Origin of the sequence: Moraxella sp. CTOTU48841, from assembly GCF_032061225.1 — a bacterium.
GTDB lineage: Bacteria > Pseudomonadota > Gammaproteobacteria > Pseudomonadales > Moraxellaceae > Faucicola > Faucicola cinerea.
The window spans coordinates 206,678-224,853 of the sequence record NZ_DAMBFQ010000003.1 but is presented as its reverse complement, the minus strand read 5'-3'; the positions used below and the strand labels follow the sequence as shown (position 1 = coordinate 224,853).

14 protein-coding genes are annotated in these 18,176 nt (G+C 45.4%); all 14 read right to left on the bottom strand.

What is annotated here, in order from left to right:
- Positions 1 to 158 precede the first annotated feature (158 nt).
- On the bottom strand, positions 159 to 1,640 hold the full coding sequence (locus RT034_RS05475; RefSeq protein ID WP_313014663.1) for a UDP-N-acetylmuramoyl-tripeptide--D-alanyl-D-alanine ligase: 1,482 nt from the start codon (positions 1,638 to 1,640) through the stop codon (positions 159 to 161).
- Between the two features lie 51 nt (positions 1,641 to 1,691).
- Positions 1,692 to 2,336 (bottom strand): histidine phosphatase family protein, encoded by a 645-nt coding sequence (locus RT034_RS05470; RefSeq protein WP_313014659.1) that lies wholly within the window; start codon positions 2,334 to 2,336, stop codon positions 1,692 to 1,694.
- Between the two features lie 14 nt (positions 2,337 to 2,350).
- Entirely contained in the window at positions 2,351 to 3,913 is a 1,563-nt protein-coding gene (locus tag RT034_RS05465) for a UDP-N-acetylmuramoyl-L-alanyl-D-glutamate--2,6-diaminopimelate ligase (RefSeq protein ID WP_313014656.1), read from the bottom strand.
- A gap of 19 nt (positions 3,914 to 3,932) precedes the next feature.
- Entirely contained in the window at positions 3,933 to 6,002 is a 2,070-nt protein-coding gene (locus RT034_RS05460) for a peptidoglycan D,D-transpeptidase FtsI family protein (protein ID WP_313014654.1), read from the bottom strand.
- Positions 6,003 to 6,014: 12 nt separating this feature from the next.
- Positions 6,015 to 6,563, bottom strand: coding sequence for a cell division protein FtsL (ftsL, locus tag RT034_RS05455; protein WP_313014650.1), 549 nt, complete (start codon positions 6,561 to 6,563; stop codon positions 6,015 to 6,017).
- A 141-nt stretch (positions 6,564 to 6,704) separates the two neighbouring features.
- Positions 6,705 to 7,664, bottom strand: coding sequence for a 16S rRNA (cytosine(1402)-N(4))-methyltransferase RsmH (gene rsmH / locus RT034_RS05450; RefSeq protein WP_313014646.1), 960 nt, complete (start codon positions 7,662 to 7,664; stop codon positions 6,705 to 6,707).
- A gap of 257 nt (positions 7,665 to 7,921) precedes the next feature.
- The gene (galE, locus tag RT034_RS05445; protein ID WP_313014643.1) at positions 7,922 to 8,956 is read right to left on the bottom strand and encodes a UDP-glucose 4-epimerase GalE; all 1,035 of its coding nucleotides are present in this window, start codon (positions 8,954 to 8,956) and stop codon (positions 7,922 to 7,924) included.
- Between the two features lie 8 nt (positions 8,957 to 8,964).
- On the bottom strand, positions 8,965 to 10,227 hold the full coding sequence (locus RT034_RS05440; protein WP_313014639.1) for a UDP-glucose 6-dehydrogenase: 1,263 nt from the start codon (positions 10,225 to 10,227) through the stop codon (positions 8,965 to 8,967).
- A 28-nt stretch (positions 10,228 to 10,255) separates the two neighbouring features.
- Positions 10,256 to 11,902 carry a glucose-6-phosphate isomerase gene (gene pgi, locus RT034_RS05435; RefSeq protein ID WP_313014636.1) on the bottom strand — a complete coding sequence of 549 codons (1,647 nt, stop codon included), beginning with the start codon at positions 11,900 to 11,902 and terminating at the stop codon, positions 10,256 to 10,258.
- 17 nt (positions 11,903 to 11,919) lie between these two features.
- Entirely contained in the window at positions 11,920 to 12,807 is an 888-nt protein-coding gene (locus RT034_RS05430; RefSeq protein ID WP_313014634.1) for a UTP--glucose-1-phosphate uridylyltransferase, read from the bottom strand.
- Between the two features lie 213 nt (positions 12,808 to 13,020).
- Positions 13,021 to 13,923: a succinate--CoA ligase subunit alpha gene (gene sucD, locus RT034_RS05425; RefSeq protein WP_007115061.1), complete on the bottom strand. Its 903-nt coding sequence runs from the start codon at positions 13,921 to 13,923 to the stop codon at positions 13,021 to 13,023.
- An 87-nt stretch (positions 13,924 to 14,010) separates the two neighbouring features.
- Positions 14,011 to 15,186: an ADP-forming succinate--CoA ligase subunit beta gene (gene sucC, locus RT034_RS05420; RefSeq protein WP_007115062.1), complete on the bottom strand. Its 1,176-nt coding sequence runs from the start codon at positions 15,184 to 15,186 to the stop codon at positions 14,011 to 14,013.
- A 189-nt stretch (positions 15,187 to 15,375) separates the two neighbouring features.
- Positions 15,376 to 16,824 (bottom strand): dihydrolipoyl dehydrogenase, encoded by a 1,449-nt coding sequence (lpdA, locus tag RT034_RS05415; RefSeq protein ID WP_313014627.1) that lies wholly within the window; start codon positions 16,822 to 16,824, stop codon positions 15,376 to 15,378.
- An 87-nt stretch (positions 16,825 to 16,911) separates the two neighbouring features.
- Positions 16,912 to 18,150: a 2-oxoglutarate dehydrogenase complex dihydrolipoyllysine-residue succinyltransferase gene (gene odhB, locus RT034_RS05410; protein ID WP_313014624.1), complete on the bottom strand. Its 1,239-nt coding sequence runs from the start codon at positions 18,148 to 18,150 to the stop codon at positions 16,912 to 16,914.
- Positions 18,151 to 18,176: the final 26 nt, after the last annotated feature.

Here is an 18,176-nt window from a genome sequence, read left to right as displayed (position 1 = left end):
AACTCGCTATGAAAACTATCTATGAAAAACGTCTATAAAAACTGTCTCACTTGTCCTCATCAGCAAAAACCCATCATGAAAAGTTGACTATTTTAAGTAAAAATTCACAAAAAATCAGCCAATTTTTATTAAATGGCTGATAAAAGCTCTGTTTTTGGCTAGGATGGCTGACGGGTTAACTCGTCAATTATTTGCTCCATTCTCATATAGCGCGAGCCTTTAAACAAGATATGCCAGGCGTCATCACTACTCGCCAGCTTATCTTTGATCGCCGCAAGTAGAGTGGCTTTGTCCGGGTAAGCCTGTGCTTGCATGCCGGATGCTTGCGCTTGCGCGACAGTAACAGGCGTTAGCTCCCCCACCGTATACAGCGCAGTCACGCCCGAGGCGGCGATAGTCTCACCGAGCTTGCGATGCTCCTCTTGGGCAGCGTCACCCAACTCACCAATATCGCCCAACACCAACAGGGTTGGCGCACCTTGGCTAGCCAATACTTGCGTGGCAGCAACGACGGCACTGGGATTGGCATTATAAGTGTCATCAATTAAAGTATGTTTACCAAACTCAATGAAATTGAGTCGACCTTTGGCAGGTTTGGCAGCATCAAGTCCTTTGGCAATATCCTCAATCGACAGCCCCAAGGCTTGCGCACAGGCCGCGGCGGCTAAGGCATTGCTGATGTTGTGTTCACCTGCAAAGTTTAAAGTAACGTTTTGACTCTCGATTTCATCAATTTCAAAATTGAAATTTAGGCTAAAGGCACTGGTATTACCGACTTCCACATCATCGGCAAACACATCGCCCATCAGTAGCACCGTGTCTTCATCTGTTAAGCCAATTTCTTTGGCTTGTTGCATATCCACGCCAGCATCTGCCAAGGACACGTCACGCTCGCCAAAGGTGAGAATATTTTGGGTAAATTGTTGGGCATTATTGAGTAGCGTATCAAAATAATCATCACCAAATGGCACAATCGCTGTACCTGTGTCACTTAATCCTTGATAAATCTCAGATTTGGTCTTGGCGATATTATCACGCCCGCCAAACTCCCCCAAATGCGCCGTGCCGATATTGAGCACACAAGCGACATCGGGCTTGACAAGCTGGGTGGTATAAGCAATCTCTCCGACATGGTTGGCGCCAAGCTCCATGACAGCGTAACGATGGTCATCGGTCAGCTCTAGTAGCATCATCGGCACGCCCAAATCATTGTTGAGATTGCCGCGAGTGATAAGTGTCGGCGCAATACGGTTTAAAATACTGCCAAGCATTTCTTTGGCGGTGGTTTTACCGCTCGAGCCTGTAATCGCGACAACTTTTAGATTGGGATGTTGGTCACGGCGGTAAGCACCTAATTTGCCGAGTGCCAGTTTGGTGTCAGTCACTACAAGTTGCGGCAAGTCACTTTCGACTGCACGGCTGACAATCGCTAAGACCGCGCCTTTGTCTTTGGCAGTTTGTACATAATCATGTCCGTCAAAGTTGTCACCTTTAATGGCTAAAAAGATATCACCTTGTTCGATTTTGCGGGTGTCGGTGGTAATTCTTGTGGATGTCTGGGTAAAATCACCTTGCCAACTGGGATTTAGGTTTTTCGTTGCTTCGGTTAAGTTGGCAGATTGCCAAATATATGCAGTCATTGTCGTCTCTTTATTCGGGTCTCTTTATTGGGGTCTCTTTATAGTTTACTACTAGCGAATCTCGTCATCTTGCCCATCATTGCGCACCCATACTTTCTTGATTCCTGCAGGAGCGAGCAACAACACTTCGCAATTTTTGAGGCGCGTTGCCAGTTCAAACTCATGGAATTTTTTCATGTTATATAGACGCGGGCTATCGCCAAGTAGCAGTTGCCAGATAAGCATGCCAATCCACATGCCATGGGTAAATACTAGATAGGTGCCATCGGGCAAGGCATCAAAATACGCACGCACTTTTTGTACCCGCGCTACGAAATGCTCAAAACTGTCCGTCACCTCACTGGCTCGGTGCGCAGAATGCTGTTGCCAAAAATCATCGGCAATCACACGGATGTCATCAAATGACAAATCCTTGATGGTGTCAAAATCTAAAAAGTTAAATTCGTGCAATTCATCAATGACAGTGGCTGTGCGCTTAGTGCTTTGTAGATAAGGCTGAGCCGTTTGCTGGGTGCGAAGATACTGGGAGACAAAAATCTCGGTGACTGGCTCGCTGATATGGTCAGTAAGCCAATCCGCCAATGCTTGCGCTTGCGTCTTGCCAACGTCAGTAAGATTGATGGCATGATTGGGGCGCACTGCTTTCCCTGCATTGGACTCGCTTTGGGCATGACGGATTAGGTAGATTTTTTTCATGATGCTAGGCTAGGTTATTTGCCAAATTTGTCAATGGCATTTTTTACCACTACTTTATCATCAAAATCGTGGCGTACCCCTTTGATTTCTTGATAGGTCTCATGCCCTTTGCCTGCAATCACCACGATATCGCTAGGCTTGGCATGTTGCACCGCATATTCAATCGCCTTTTGACGGTCTGGCTCGATAATGGCTTGATAGTGCTGCTCACAAGTCATGCCCGCTTGCATATCGTTCAAAATCGTGTTGGGGTCTTCACTGCGTGGGTTATCGGCAGTCAAAATTACTTTGTCAGCTAAGCGCAGTCCTGCTTGCGCCATCAGTGGACGTTTACCCTTATCACGGTCGCCACCACAGCCAAATACCGCCCACAGCTCACCCGTACAATGCGATTTTAAACTGGTCAACACCTGCTCTAGCGCATCTGGCGTATGCGCATAATCCACGATAAAACAGCTATTGGTCGATGGCACCCGATCCATACGACCTGTGGCGCCGCGAAGCTTTGGCACTGCCGCTTGGATTTGCGCCACACTTAATCCCATCGCAGCACTTTGTGATAACGCTAAGGCGCCTGCGATACTCGCCAACAAATTAGCCACATTAAATCGCCCTAACAATGGACTGTTCACCCTTAATTCACCTTCTGGCGTGACAGCTTTTGAAAGAGCAATGGTCAAATCACCCCCTTGCAAACTTGGCAGGATGGTTTTGGCAAAAAAATCGGCTTTGTCATTGGTCAAGCTATACGTCCACACGGTTAAATGGGATGCGTTGGCTGCCTCAATCATCAATTCACTAAATTCATCATCTAAATTAATAATCGCGTGAGTGAGGGTGGGAAAATGTGCTTTATCAAACAGTCGCGCTTTCGCCTGCGCATAATCATCCATGTCAGTATGATAGTCGAGATGATCACGACTTAAATTGGTAAAAATCGCCACATTGATGGGTACGCCTTGCAGCCGCTGCTGGTGCAATCCGTGAGAGCTGGCTTCAATGGCTAAGGCTTGTACGCCTTGCTTGGCAAAATCATCAATCGCATGTTGCAGATTAAACACTTCTAGGGTGGTGTGGGTACTTGGGGTTAAATTTGGCAAAACCCCATTACCAGCCGTGCCCATGACCGCAGTTTTGATGCCCGATTGACTGATGAGTTGGGCGACCAGTTGACTTACCGTGGTCTTGCCATTGGTGCCTGTCACCGCGATGACCGCCGGTAACTTGGTGGGATGTTGCTGTTGCAAACTGGTTTGAATCAGAGAACCTAAAAAATCACGAATGGTGGGCAAATAAATAATCGGCAACATAAACTGCGACTGGATCGCGGATACATCAATTTCTGACAACACAAACGCCGCTTTGTCTGAGACTTGGGCAAGATAACCTGCAACTTTTTCCAAATCGAGGCTGTCGGTCGCGTTTTGACTTTTTAGCAATACAAATACATCGCCCTGACCCACTTGACGGCTATCGACCACAAACTGCCCAAATGGTTGATTCATGACAGGGTTTAACAGTTGTCGCACGCTTTCTGGTAGCGATAGCGCAGACATCATCGGTTGCAACGTAATCATAGCTTTTTCCATAGGGTTTTTATAAGTCATTGACACTTTCGATGCTGGCGGCAGTGGTTTCTTTACCCGATAGCGGCTTGTCAAACGGCACATTATACAAACGCAAGGCTTCTTTCATCACACTGCGGAACACGGGTGCTGCAACCAAACCACCAAATTTGTTAATACGCGGATCTTCAACCATAATGGCGACCACAAAACGCGGGTTGGAAGCAGGAGCAATACCGACAAACGCGGTGCGGTATTGGTCGTTGTAATAACCGCCTTTAGGATTGGTACGTCTTGCCGTACCTGTTTTACCCGCCACACGATAGCCATCGATAGCGGCTAAGGTTGCCGTACCGCCAGGCTCAGTGACTGACGTCATCATATCGACAATGGTAAGAGCATCGCTGGTTTTGATGACTTGCTTGGCAGCAGGTTTGGCAAAAGGAACGGAGACATTATTGGCACTACTGCTATTGAGCGCGTTATCGCGGGTACTTTTAAGGAGCGTCAACGGATGCATCACGCCACCTGCACCTAATACACTGTAAGCTTGCGCAAGCTGTGCCAGCGTGACTTGTAGACCGTAACCGTACGACACAGTTGCGCGCCGTGCGATTTCATTTTGCTCAGGCGTTGGCACTAGACCTGCAGATTCACCGGGTAATTTTAGGTTGGTTTTTGCGCCAAACCCAAAGGCTTTTTGCGTATCACTCATCGCGGTGGCAGGCAAAGAAAGGGCAATTTTTGCTGAGCCGATATTACTCGATTTTTGCAGTAGGGTACGCAGACTAATGGTACCTAAATTGCCATGGTCACGAATAGTATGCCCTTGCACCACCATGCTACCTGGACTGGTATTAACCAGCGAGTTGGCATTGTACTGTCCTGACTTTAAGCCCGTGGCAACGGTGATAGGTTTCATCACCGAACCTGGTTCAAATACATCCATCAAGGCATGGTTACGCTGGTTTTCATTGGATAAGCTATTTAAGTCATTGGCGTTAAACGACGGCCAGTTGGACATCGCCATCACTTCGCCCGAGTTTACATCGACAATCATACCCGCTGCCCAGCGTGCCTGCTGCACACGCCCGACTTTTTCAAGCTCTTGGTACAAAATATATTGTAGCCGTGAATCAACGGTTAATTGTAAATCCTTGCCAGCGACTTCAGGTTTGACTTGTTCGATTTCTTTAATGCTGTTGTTTTTGGCATCACGTATGACCATGACTTCGCCATCTTTTCCCGATAGCATGTCATTAAATACGCGTTCTACCCCAGCTTGTCCTTGGTAGTGCGTGCCATCTGCCATATTGGTACGCGCCATAAAGCCTAACAATTGGGCATTCGGCTGTGGCTGTGGATAGTAGCGCTGATAAAACGTGTCGGTACTGACCCCAGCAAAATTGGCATCAATGAGCGGCTGTGCTGCTTCAGGTTGCACATTTTTCATCAATGGAAAATAATGCGACCCTGCGCCCGTGGGCAATACGGCTTTGATTGCCTCTTTATCGGCAAGATTGATGTTGTCATTGATACGCACCGCATTTTTAAATTCGCTGACGCTAATGCCTGTCAATGCCGAAAGTTTGGCTAAATCCATGTTCTGCAAGCGTTTTGCAACGCGCTCAAGCTCACGACTGACTGATTTACTCGGTTTAGACTTTTGCAATTCTTGTTGGCGCGCTTTGAGCTCATAGTATTCAACCGCATAATCATGCGGACTAAAGTACGCCGAGGTCAACGGGGCTGAAATCGCAAGCGGCATGTTATTGCGATCGGTGATCATACCCCGGTAAGAAGGCTCTTTTTTGATGGTGGTAATGAGCGAATTACCTTTACCTTGATAGTAGGACTTATTAATGACTTGGATGTATGCCAATCGTCCAAAAATCGCCACAAACACCAACCCCATCGCTATCCAAATGGACTTAAAGCGAATGGCATCTTCTTCGATGCTGCCTTGGCGTGAGGCACCACTACGACGCTTTGACGCATTGATTTTAGGGGCAGTGACTTTGAGCACAGGCACTTTGGTGGGTCGCCCTGACATGGCATTGGCAACTTTGGTGGTTATCGATTTTTTATTGCGAGTATTCACGCGGTTGCCTCATCAATGCTGCGTTTCTGGATTGATAGCTGGAGTATTTGACTCGTTGCTGCTGGCGTCACTAGTAAATACCGTGACTTTGTTGTCGTGAATAATCATACGATCGGACAAGTTAGGGTAAAACATATTGAGTTCAGTCACCGCGCGGTTGGTCACTTGTGGGGTAGCGCTAAAAGTTTGCTGCTCAATCAGCATACGTTGGTGTTCCATTTGCAGCTGGCGAAATTGTTTTTTGAGTTTTTGCAGCTCGCCATATTGTTGGTGATAAGTTTGGATTTGCTCGACGACGCTCACCCCTGTCCACAAAATCGCAATCACTAATAGCATCATCGCAACCGTATATAGACTAACGCCGCGATACTCGGTATCAAGCATCTCGCTAATACTGGCACCCAAGCCTTCACTGCTTTTTTTCATCGTCGTGTTATTTTTTACCGTAACTTCTTTATTTTTGGCGGAGAAAAGACGCGTTTTTTTCGGCGAATTTTGATTATCGCGACCATTCGGCATGGGGTCACTTGTCATGGGAGGCAGGGGCTGAGATTTTGGCATTTTTATATCAAAGAGCTTTTTATATCAAAGAGCAGGGTATCAAGATAAAACAAGTCATTATAACGCAACCCATCTAAGTTTGGTTAATGCAATCGCTTTTTATTGTTTATTATAAATATCATGTTACAAAAACGGCCACTTTTACAGTCGGGTGGCGGAACGAAGCCAAGCACTTCTGGCGCGCGGGTTGGTTTTTATTTCCGTATCCAACGGCGCGACACGCTCAGGTTTAGACAGGAGTTTGGGGCGTTTGGGTGGCATCGGTAAATTGACATCTTCAGGATATTGACCTTTACTGTGTTTTTGCAAAAACTGCTTGATGATACGGTCTTCTAGCGAATGAAAACTAATCACCGCCAAGCGTCCCCCTACGTTAAGCGCCATGAGCGATTGATCCAAGAAGCTATCGATATCACCGAGTTCATTATTGATAAAAATACGCATGGCTTGAAAACTTTGGGTGGCAGGGTGCTTGCCTTTTTGCCAATTGGGATGCGCCTGTTTGATGGTTTCTGCCAGCGCTAGGGTAGAATCATAGTGCTCCATTTGTTTGATTGCCCTTGCAATACGGCGACTGTGTCGTTCTTCACCATAGTTATACAGTACATCGGCAAGCACGGTTTCATCGACGCGTTTTAACCATTGTGCAACCGATTCGCCACGGGTGGTATCCATGCGCATATCCACTGCCCCATCGCGCATAAAGCTAAAGCCGCGGCTACCGTCATCAAGCTGCGGTGAGGACACGCCCAAATCTGCCATAATCCCATCGACCTGTTCAATTCCTAATCGCTGCAGATTGTCTTGCAGCTTGGCAAAACTATCATGAATCACTATCACGCGCGCATCACTGGCTGCCAATGCTTGCGCCGTTTGTATGGCTTGGGGGTCTTTATCAAATACGAGCAGACGACTGTCTTTATCCAAATAAGTTAACAGCAATCGGCTGTGCCCACCGCGCCCAAATGTCGCATCGACAAAGGTGCCCGTTTTTTTGATGGTTCCTGTTTCTAGCGCCGCTACAGTTACATTGAGCACACTTGCTACCGTTTCCTTTAACAAAACGGTTTCATGGATAAATTCAGGTGCGCTAATGGTCATAACAGGCTCAATGGGACAGTAAGAAAAAAGAAATTCGCTAAACAATTGCTAGGGTGAAAACAAATAAAAATCATAATTTATCTAATCCGCTATTATCGCTGAAGCGAGCCTAGGGTCAAGTAAAATCATAACCTTGACTGGGTTTTTATGATAAAAATGCTCATCTTTGATAAAACCTAGCCATAAAAAAGACGGTCATAAAACCGTCGTTAATATTCGTTAATATTCGTTAATATTCGCCAGTATTAAAAGGGCGCTTAATCGTCATAGCCATTAGGGTTTTGGCTTTGCCAACGCCAAGTGTCGGTACACATACGCTCGATATCAAATCGCGCTTGCCAGCCCAACAGATGCTTGGCTTTATCACTACTGGCATAACAACTGGCAATGTCGCCAGGTCGTCTTGGCGCTATGCTATAAGGCACGGGCTGACCGGTGGTTTTGATAAAGGCATTGACCAATTCTAATACAGATGTTCCTTTACCTGTACCCAAGTTAATCGGCTCAAATCCGAGCTGTGTTTGGTGTTCCAAATACTGTAAAGCGGCGACATGCCCTTTTGCCAAATCAACCACATGGATGTAATCTCGCACGCCTGTCCCATCCACGGTATCATAATCATTGCCAAACACGCTTAATTGCGGCAGCTTACCCACTGCCACTTGGCTGACATACGGCATCAAATTGTTTGGAATGCCATTTGGATTTTCCCCTATGGTTCCGGTATGGTGGGCACCAATGGGATTAAAATAGCGCAGTGAAATTAATTGCCAGTGGTTATCTGATTTTGCCAAGTCTTCAAGCATATGTTCAATCATTAGCTTGCTTTGCCCATACGGATTGGTCGCAGAACGGGGTGAGGATTCGACAATCGGCAAGGCTTCTGGGTCACCATACACGGTTGCTGATGACGAGAAAATCAAGTTTTTGACATTGGCTTTGGTCATCGCATCGAGTAGATTGAGCGTGCCTGCGACATTGTTTTGATAATACCAAAGTGGCTTGGCAACCGATTCACCGACCGCCTTTAGTCCTGCAAAATGAATCACCGCAGTGAAGTCATGCGCGGCAAAGGTTTTGGCAAGCAGCTGTGTGTCCAAAATATCGCCTTCGATAAATTCAATGGACTGCCCTACAATTTGCTGGACGCGCGCCAGCGAGGCTGGACTGCTATTGGATAAATTATCATACACCACAGGGGTGAATCCTGCGGCAATTAGCTCAATTAATGTATGTGAGCCGATATATCCTGCGCCGCCAGTCACTAAGATTTTTTTGCTTTGATTTATCATTGTTTTGCCTATTTTTTACAGCCTATACCCGTATAAAAACCAACGAGCTGCTGAATTTGTGGTTCGGTTAACGTATTTTTTGCATCAAAAATGGGTAATGCAATGTTATTTAAACGATTGATATCTGGCTTGATTGGTAGCGACCAGTTGACAATAAACAACGCTTGCACTTGCGTAAGCGGCGCATAGGCATCGTCAGTCAATGAAAACAGCGGATGATTACCGTATAACTCTAACAATTCTTCTTTGGTATTGTTGGCATACACAATCGTCTTGATATTGTATGACCATAATAATTTAATGAGTGGGTGAAACGCTGAATGGGTGGTGCGTCCTGTACCATTACGATAGCCTGAACCCCAAATCATCACCGTTTTATTTTCGATAAAGCCATCAAAATATTGCCAAAATTCACGGAAAATCAGTTCTTTTTGGTCTTCATTAATGGATTTTACCGCCTCTAACAACGACGTCTCCACTTGGTTATGCTTAAAACCATCAATCAAAAAATCCAATTCCAGCGGTAATGACTTGCCACCAAACCCCCAACCCGCTTTGAGGTAATCTTTACCAATGCGTTTATCAAGCCCAAGGATTTGCTCAACTTGTTTGATATTGACCTGTTCACTGGCGGCGAGACGTGCCATTTCATTCATGAAAGACAAGCGTGTTGCCAACATTCCCATGATACTACTGCGCGCAAATTCCGCCGTTTTGATATCGGTAATAAAGTGCTTGTCGCTTTTTTCAATAAAAAACAGCAAAATGTTGTTGTGCGCGCTACTGCCTTGCGTTTTTTCGCCAATCAGTGCCAAATCGGCTTGGAAAAAAGAACTAAAATTCGCCCCATCTTTCATAAAAATAAAGGGAAGATAATACACCCAAGTAGTCGTCAATTTGCGCGCGAATTGTTCAATCTCACCCATGGCTTTGACACCGCTGATGATAATCTGGGTGGTGGGGTTAAAATGAAATGAGCCAAATTGGTCAAGCGCGTGCGCTGACACACCATCGACAAACAACCAAATATCATCTGCGCTGACATAGGCTGAAAAGTCATGGGTTGGCAGAGGTTGGGTAATGATGTTGCCTTGAGATTGGTACAATTGCCACAGCAGCACCATCTGCCGATCAAACTGGTAATCATTCATAACCTGCTGAAGGCTATCGTCATCGGTCAATAGCCTGACTTGGTATTCAAGGGTGGCAAGCAAAATACAAGCATTGATTGATTCATTGGTACTGCCAATTACATATACAGTTTTTGTCATTGTTTTCTTCTTTTATCCCTATCCATCATCAGCTTGCAAAGGTTGTTTTAATGGTATTTAGCAACTGATTGGTTGAGCTATCAAATGGCTGCGCTTGTTGCGGCGATAATTCTTGCGTTGATACCAAGGCATCAAAGACTGCATTAGCCATCACTTTACCCACTTCGACCCCCCACTGGTCAAATGGGTTAATCTGCCAAATGACTGACATAACGAACACCTTGTGTTCATACAGCGCAATCAATGACCCTAATGTTCTTGGGGTCAGCTGTTTGAGTAGGATGGTCGTTGACGGCTGATTGCCGCGATAATGCTTGAATTTATCCATACCATTATTGCTGTCTTTGATGGCGGCATTGCCAAACGCGAGCACTTGGCTTTGCGCTAGGCAGTTGGCAAGCGAAAGTCCGTGCTGCTCAAGCAAATTTTTATTGATTGTTTGGGCATCTGCGTAGCGTTTGATGGGCGCAATAAAATCACAACTGACTGCCTGTGTGCCTTGATGTAACAACTGATAAAACGCATGCTGAGCATTGGAGCCAATATCGCCCCACAAAATCGGACAAGTACTGTAAGTCACTGCCTCACCTTGGCGATTGACGGATTTACCGTTACTCTCCATCTCAAGCTGGGTTAAGTAATTGGGAAAAAAAGATAACCGACCATCATAAGGTAACACCGTATGAGCGTTAATGTGTAAAAAAGTACTGTTCCAAACACCGAGTAGCCCTAACAACACAGGCATGTTTTGAGCAAAATCGGCGGTGGCAAAATGCCGATCCATCTCATAAGCACCTGCTAGCAGCTCATAGAAATTGGGCATGCCAATTTTTATGGCAATCGCCAGTCCAATCACTGACCACATGGAGAATCGACCCCCAACCCAATCCCAGAGCATTAGTTGGTTATCGACATGAATACCCCATTCTGACATCTTATCTGCTTTGGTAGAAATCCCAATAAAATGACGACGCAAAATAGTGGCTTTGTTATCATGACTGGCTAACAACCATGACATCGCCGTCTTGGCATTGGACAGCGTATCAATGGTGGAAAATGATTTCGACGAAATAATAAACAGCGTGGTTTGCGGATTTAATACCTTAAGCAAACTATCTAGCTGGGTGCCATCCATATTTGAGACGAAATGCACACTGATAGGGGTATCTGTCCATTCTTTTAGTGCCGTTGTTGCCATCACTGGCCCTAGATCTGAGCCGCCGACCCCGATATTCACGACATCGGTCATTGCCTGACCAGAATAACCACGCCAGACCCCATTACGAATCCGCTCCACCAACTTTTCCGCTTTTTGTAAGCTGGTATGCACTTGCTCAATGACATTGACACCTTCGACCCAAACCTGCTCGCCTTGCGGCTGTCTTAACGCGGTATGCAATGCGGGACGATGCTCAGTATCATTCACGATTTCGCCTGTCATCAGGCGATGGATTTCTTGCGCTAACTCACGCTCATTTGCGAGGGTGATTAAATTACTGAGCACAGCCTCATCAATTTTTTGTTTACTAAAATCCATGATCATGTCGCACGCAGCAACGCGGTACTGTAAGCCGCGATTGGATTGTTGGCTAAACAGTTGATTAAGCGTGGCCATACTATCTGCTTGAGTAGACAGTGTTTGCCATGTACGATTCGCACTTGTATCGGTTGACATTCGTCTATGACCCTATATTAATTTGCTATATGTTGAAACGCTTCAATACCCAATTGGGTGGCAAAATAACCCACGGCTTGTAAATAGCTATTCATATCACCTGCATCAAAGCTGTTACCCACCATGCTAACCACATCTACCCCTTGCGTGCTAATAAGCGCATCAATGGCATCGGTCAGCTGAATTTCCCCCCCCACACTTGGCTGCGTGTTCGCTAGATAATCAAAAATAGCATTATTAAACACATAGCGCCCAACGACAGCCAAGTTAGAAGGCGCGTCCTCAGCTTTGGGTTTTTCCACAAACCCCATCACAGCAAACGACTGGTTTTGTTCAGACTTTGCTACCATTTGTGTGCTGGCTAGCTTAGCAATGCCATATTTAGAAATATCACTTTCTTTCACTGGATCAACCAATATCTGTGAATGCTGCTGCTTGGCAAACTGCTGTAGCATGTAGGCTAAATTCTGCTGAGTATAGTCAGTGTTATAGGGGTTCAAAATCACATCGGGTAATAGTACAGCAAATGGCTCATCACCTACAATGGCACGGGCTTGCAAGACCGCATGCCCTAATCCTAACGGTTTGCCTTGGCGCACACTGGTAACCGTGACCCCTGCAGGTAGCCAGTTTAAACTATCTGCTAGCGCTGCTTTACCTTTACCCCGTAACTGGGTATCTAGCTCGCTATTGATGTCAAAATAGTTTTCAATGGCAGTTTTTTGCGCATGATTGACCAAAACAATATTGGTTAAACCTGCGGCAATCGCTTCTTCAACGACATATTGAATGGCAGGCTTATTGCCAAGCGGTAGTAACTCTTTTGGCACTGCTTTTGATAGTGGTAACATACGCGTGCCAAACCCTGCCACAGGGATAACAGCGTGAGTGATTTTTTTCGACATAGTGACTCTTAATAAGATAAGTTGTTCAAATAGTTTACATCAAGCTTAACATATTTTTATGGCAAATATTTTATCTGCCCGAATATTTTAAACGCATTATTAAAATTGATTGAGGGTATTTTGCTAACACCAGCGTTTGCTAACACCAGCGGATAATAAAAAAGCAGATAACCCAATGATTATCTGCTCTTGATTAGTCAAAATAGCGGATGACTACCAACCAGTGACTTCTTTTACTTTTTCACCGATTTTTGAAGGGTCACGGGTATAAGCAATACCAGCCTCTTCAAAGGCTTTGAATTTTTCTTCCGCTGTACCTTTACCACCTGAGATAATCGCACCGGCATGTCCCATACGTTTACCTTTTGGTGCTGTGACACCTGCGATATAACCAATAACGGGTTTAGTCACGTGGTCTTTGACGTATGCAGCTGCTTCTTCTTCAGCCGTACCACCGATTTCACCGATCAATACAATCGCTTCGGTTTGTGGGTCGTCTTGAAGCAATTTCAATGCGTCGATTTGGTTCATACCTGGGATTGGGTCACCACCGATACCGATACAGGTTGATTGACCAAAGCCAAGTTTAGTGGTTTGAGCCACCGCTTCATACGTCAATGTACCAGAACGTGAGATGATACCGACTTTACCTTCTTGGTGAATGTGACCTGGCATGATACCGATTTTGCATTTACCTGGGCTGATGACGCCTGGACAGTTTGGACCTACCATACGGATGATTTCTTCGCCCTTGGCTTGTAGGTCAGCGTTGACGTTTTCTAGGTAACGTTTGGCTTTTAGCATATCTAGGGTAGGTACGCCTTCGGTGATGACCACAATCAATTTTACGCCAGAGTTAATCGCTTCAACGATTGAGTCCAATACAAATGGTGCGGGTACAAAGATAACAGAAGCATTAGCACCTGTTGCTGTTACTGCCTCATCCATGGTATCGAATACTGGACGATCAAGGTGGGTTGTACCGCCTTTACCTGGGGTAACACCGCCAACGATGTTGGTACCATAAGCAATTGATTGCTCTGAGTGTAGAGTACCGTTTTTACCTGTGAAACCTTGCACTAATACTTTAGTGTCTTTTCCAACTAATACGCTCATTGTTTTTCCTTTTACTTTTTATGTTTGATTTAAACGATTAACCAGTAGGGCACATAGCCCTACTCGCTCATACCTATACTTTCTTCATTAGGCATTATTAACCGCATCAACAATTTTTTGACCGGCTTCAGAAAGACCTTCAGCAGGAATTAATTTAAGACCTGAATCACGTAAGATTTGCGCACCTTTTTCAGCGTTGTTACCTTCAAGACGCACAACCACAGGTACGGTGACGTTGACTTCTTTTACCGCTTCGATAATCGCTTCAGCAATCATGTCACAACGTACGATACCACCGAAAATATTGATGAGTACGCCTTGGACTGATTTGTCTTCAAGAATCAATTTGAACGCTTCAACCACACGTTCTTTGGTCGCACCACCGCCTACGTCTAGGAAGTTAGCGGGTTGACCGCCATATAGTTTGATGATGTCCATGGTTGCCATTGCAAGACCAGCGCCATTCACCATACAACCGATGTTACCTTCAAGCGCAACATAGTTTAGGTCAAATTCTGAGGCTTTTAATTCACGCTCATTTTCTTGTGATTTATCGCGTTGTTCAGCGACTTTTGGTAGGCGATAAAGGGCATTTGAGTCGATGCCGATTTTGGCGTCAACACAGGCTAATTCGCCAGATTTACGAACGGCTAATGGATTGATTTCAAACAACGCAAAGTCATTTTCGGTAAAGGCTTTATAAGCCCCTGTCATCAATTTGGCAAATTCGTTGATTTGTTTGTCTTTTAGACCCAGTTTGAAAGCGACTTCACGAGCTTGGCTAGGTTGTAAGCCTACCAGTGGGTCAACTTCTACTTTCAAGATTTTTTCTGGGGTTTCTTCGGCAACTTTTTCAATTTCAACACCGCCTTCAGTTGACGCCATAAATACCACACGGCGGGCTGAACGGTCTACGACTGCACCTAAGTACAATTCAGTTGCGATTGGGTACATGTCTTCGGCGATAAGTACGCTGTTAACAGGTTGACCGTTAGCATCAGTTTGGTAAGTTACCAAGTTTTTACCAATTAATTCTTCCGCAATTTGTTTGGCTTCTTCACGCGTTTTAGCGATTTTTACGCCGCCCGCTTTACCACGACCACCGGCATGTACTTGGGCTTTAACAACCACGGCACCGGCGTTGCCTGCCATTTTGTCAAACGCTGCGGCGGCTTCGTCGCCATTTTTAGCGATGATACCTTCTTGTACGGGCAATCCATAGCTTTTTAATAATTCTTTGGCTTGATACTCATGTAAATTCATGAATTTATCCTCTCGGTTTTGGTTTACATTGTTTTAAAATTATTTTTGAATATTTTGGTCAACAGTGAGCTAACCTATTTGATAATGAGGTTAGCTCACTTGCCTTATTCAAACTATTGATACCTAAGCTAATTAGCCCATTTGCTTGTGAACTAAGTTACTTGTGAGCCAAGTTGCCTGTGAACTAGGTTACTTGCGCTTACGTTGAATCGCATGAATCGCACGACCATCCGCTGATAGCACCGCTTCGTGTACTGCTTCAGAAATGGTTGGGTGAGCAAACGTCATCAACTGCAAATCTTCAATACTTGATACGAATTCCATCGCAATCATGCCTTGATGAACGATATCGCCTGCACCCGCTGACACAACATGCATACCCAGTAAACGGTCAGTTTTGGCATCGGCAACCACTTTGATGAAGCCTTGGCCTTCACCAGCGGCTAATGCACGACCATTGGCAGCTAGGCTAAATTGACCTGTTTTGACTTCATGACCTTTCTCTTTGGCTTGTTCTTCTGTTAAGCCTACCCATGCAATTTCTGGATGGGTGTAAATCACGCTAATAATGGTGTCATAATTGACTTGAACTTTTTCACCATGAATGCGTTCAACTGCCATCATGCCTTCTTCCATCGCTTTGTGCGCTAGCATTGGACCACGCACTAAGTCACCGATTGCATAGACGCCATCAAGGTTGGTTTGACAGAAGTCATTCACCGCTACCAAACCACGTTCAGTAAGTTCTACCCCTGAATTTTCGCCAAGTAGGTTTTCTTTATAAGCACGGCGACCCACACAAACGATGAGTTTATCGAAGGTTTCTTGTCCTGCTTGACCTTTAGCGTCAAACGATACAAGTACCTTACCATTTTCTACTTGAGCCTGAGTAACTTTGGTATCAATACGGATATCCATGCCTTGGGCTTTTAGTAGTTTTGCCGCTTCTTTGCTCACGGCTTTGTCTGCCGCTGCTAAAAATTCTGGCATGGCTTCAAATACCACCACTTCACTACCCAAACGACGCCATACCGAACCCAGTTCAAGACCAATCACACCACCGCCAATGACGCCTAGACGCGCAGGCACTTCGGTAAAGTCTAACGCACCGGTTGAATCAACGATATATTCGTTATCAATCGGGGCAACAGGGATATCAATAGGCACAGAACCAGAGGCTAAAATCACATTTTTAGCGGTAAGAGTGGTAGGCGCAGAACCATCTAATGGGGTAAATTCAACTTGTTTATCCGCACCTTTACCATCAAGTAATTTACCTGTACCTTGTAGCCAGTCAGCACCGTTACCTTTTAACAATGCAGCCACACCACCGGTTAATTGTTTAACGATAGCGTCTTTACGACTTAACATTTTGCTGACGTCAATCGCCACCTCACCTGTGGTGATACCGTGGTCGGCTAAGTCATGCTTGGTTGCTTCGTAGCGATGTGAGCTGTCTAACAATGCTTTCGAAGGAATACAACCAACGTTCAAACAGGTACCACCTAACGCTGGCTCACCTTTATTAATACGTTTTTCGATACAAGCCACGCTCATACCCAATTGGCCTGCACGGATAGCTGCTTCGTAGCCACCAGGGCCACCACCGATAATTACCAAATCATAGCTTTCTTTCATAATCTTCACCAAAATTTTGAGTTGTTATTGTTAAAGTTGTTAAACAAAAAAGCCTGTATCAACCTTTGCCAATACAGGCTTTTTTCATTATAAATCGAGAAGTAGCATCGCTGGGTTTTCAACCAATTCTTTGATAGTGACCAAGAATTGTACGGCTTCTTTACCGTCAATCAAACGGTGGTCATACGACAATGCCAAGTACATCATAGGTAGAATTACTACTTCGCCATTAACCGCCATTGGGCGTTCTTTTGTAGCATGCATACCCAAAATCGCTGTTTGTGGTGGATTGATGATTGGGGTTGACATCAATGAACCAAATACCCCACCATTGGTAATGGTGAAAGTACCACCTGTCATGTCTTCAATGCCTAATTTACCTTCACGCGCTTTTGACGCATAGTTACCAATGGCACGTTCGATATCTGCCATACCCATTTGGTCAGTGTCACGTAATACCGGCACCACAAGACCACGGTCGCTCGATACCGCAACACCTACATCATAATAACCATGATAAACGATATCGCTGCCATCAATAGAGGCATTTACCGCTGGGAAACGTTTTAACGCTTCAGTAGCGGCTTTTACAAACAATGACATGAAGCCTAGTTTTACACCGTGACGTTTTTCAAAACGCTCTTTGAACTCACTACGTAAGTCCATGATAGGTTTCATGTTCACTTCATTAAACGTCGTCAACATCGCAGTTTCTTGGGTAGCGGCTAACAGACGCTCAGCAACACGGGCGCGTAAACGCGTCATTGGCACACGTTTGTCTGCCCGTTGACCGACTGCATTGGCAACCACTTGACCGTTGTCTGCTTTAATTGCATTGTTGGCTTTTAAGGTTGGGTTTGCCATGTCTTCTTTGGTTACACGGCCGCCACGACCTGAACCTTCAACGTCTGCAGGATTGACGCCTGTGGTATTCGCGGCTTTACGAACCGCTGGGCTTTGGTCTTTATAATCTGCTTCAGAAGTCGCTTGAGCGGTAGGCGCTTGTTGTGCTGCAGCTGCAGGCGCGGCTTCAGCTTGGGCAGCCGGTGCTTGGGTTTCAGCAGGTTGGGTTGCTGGTGCAGCCGCGGTTGCGCCTTCAGTCAGCTCACCGATGACTTCAGCAGAAAGCACTGTATCATCAACTTGTTTAAGAATTTTGCTAAGCACGCCATCAGCTTGTGCCACCACTTCCATCACAACTTTATCGGTTTCGATTTCACACAATACAGCATCACGGCTTACTTGGTCGCCTTCATTAAAATTCCAAGCAACAATTGTACCGTCAGCAACGGATTCTGGGAATACGGGGACTTTAATCTCACTCATGGAAAACTCCTAGTTAATTTCACATT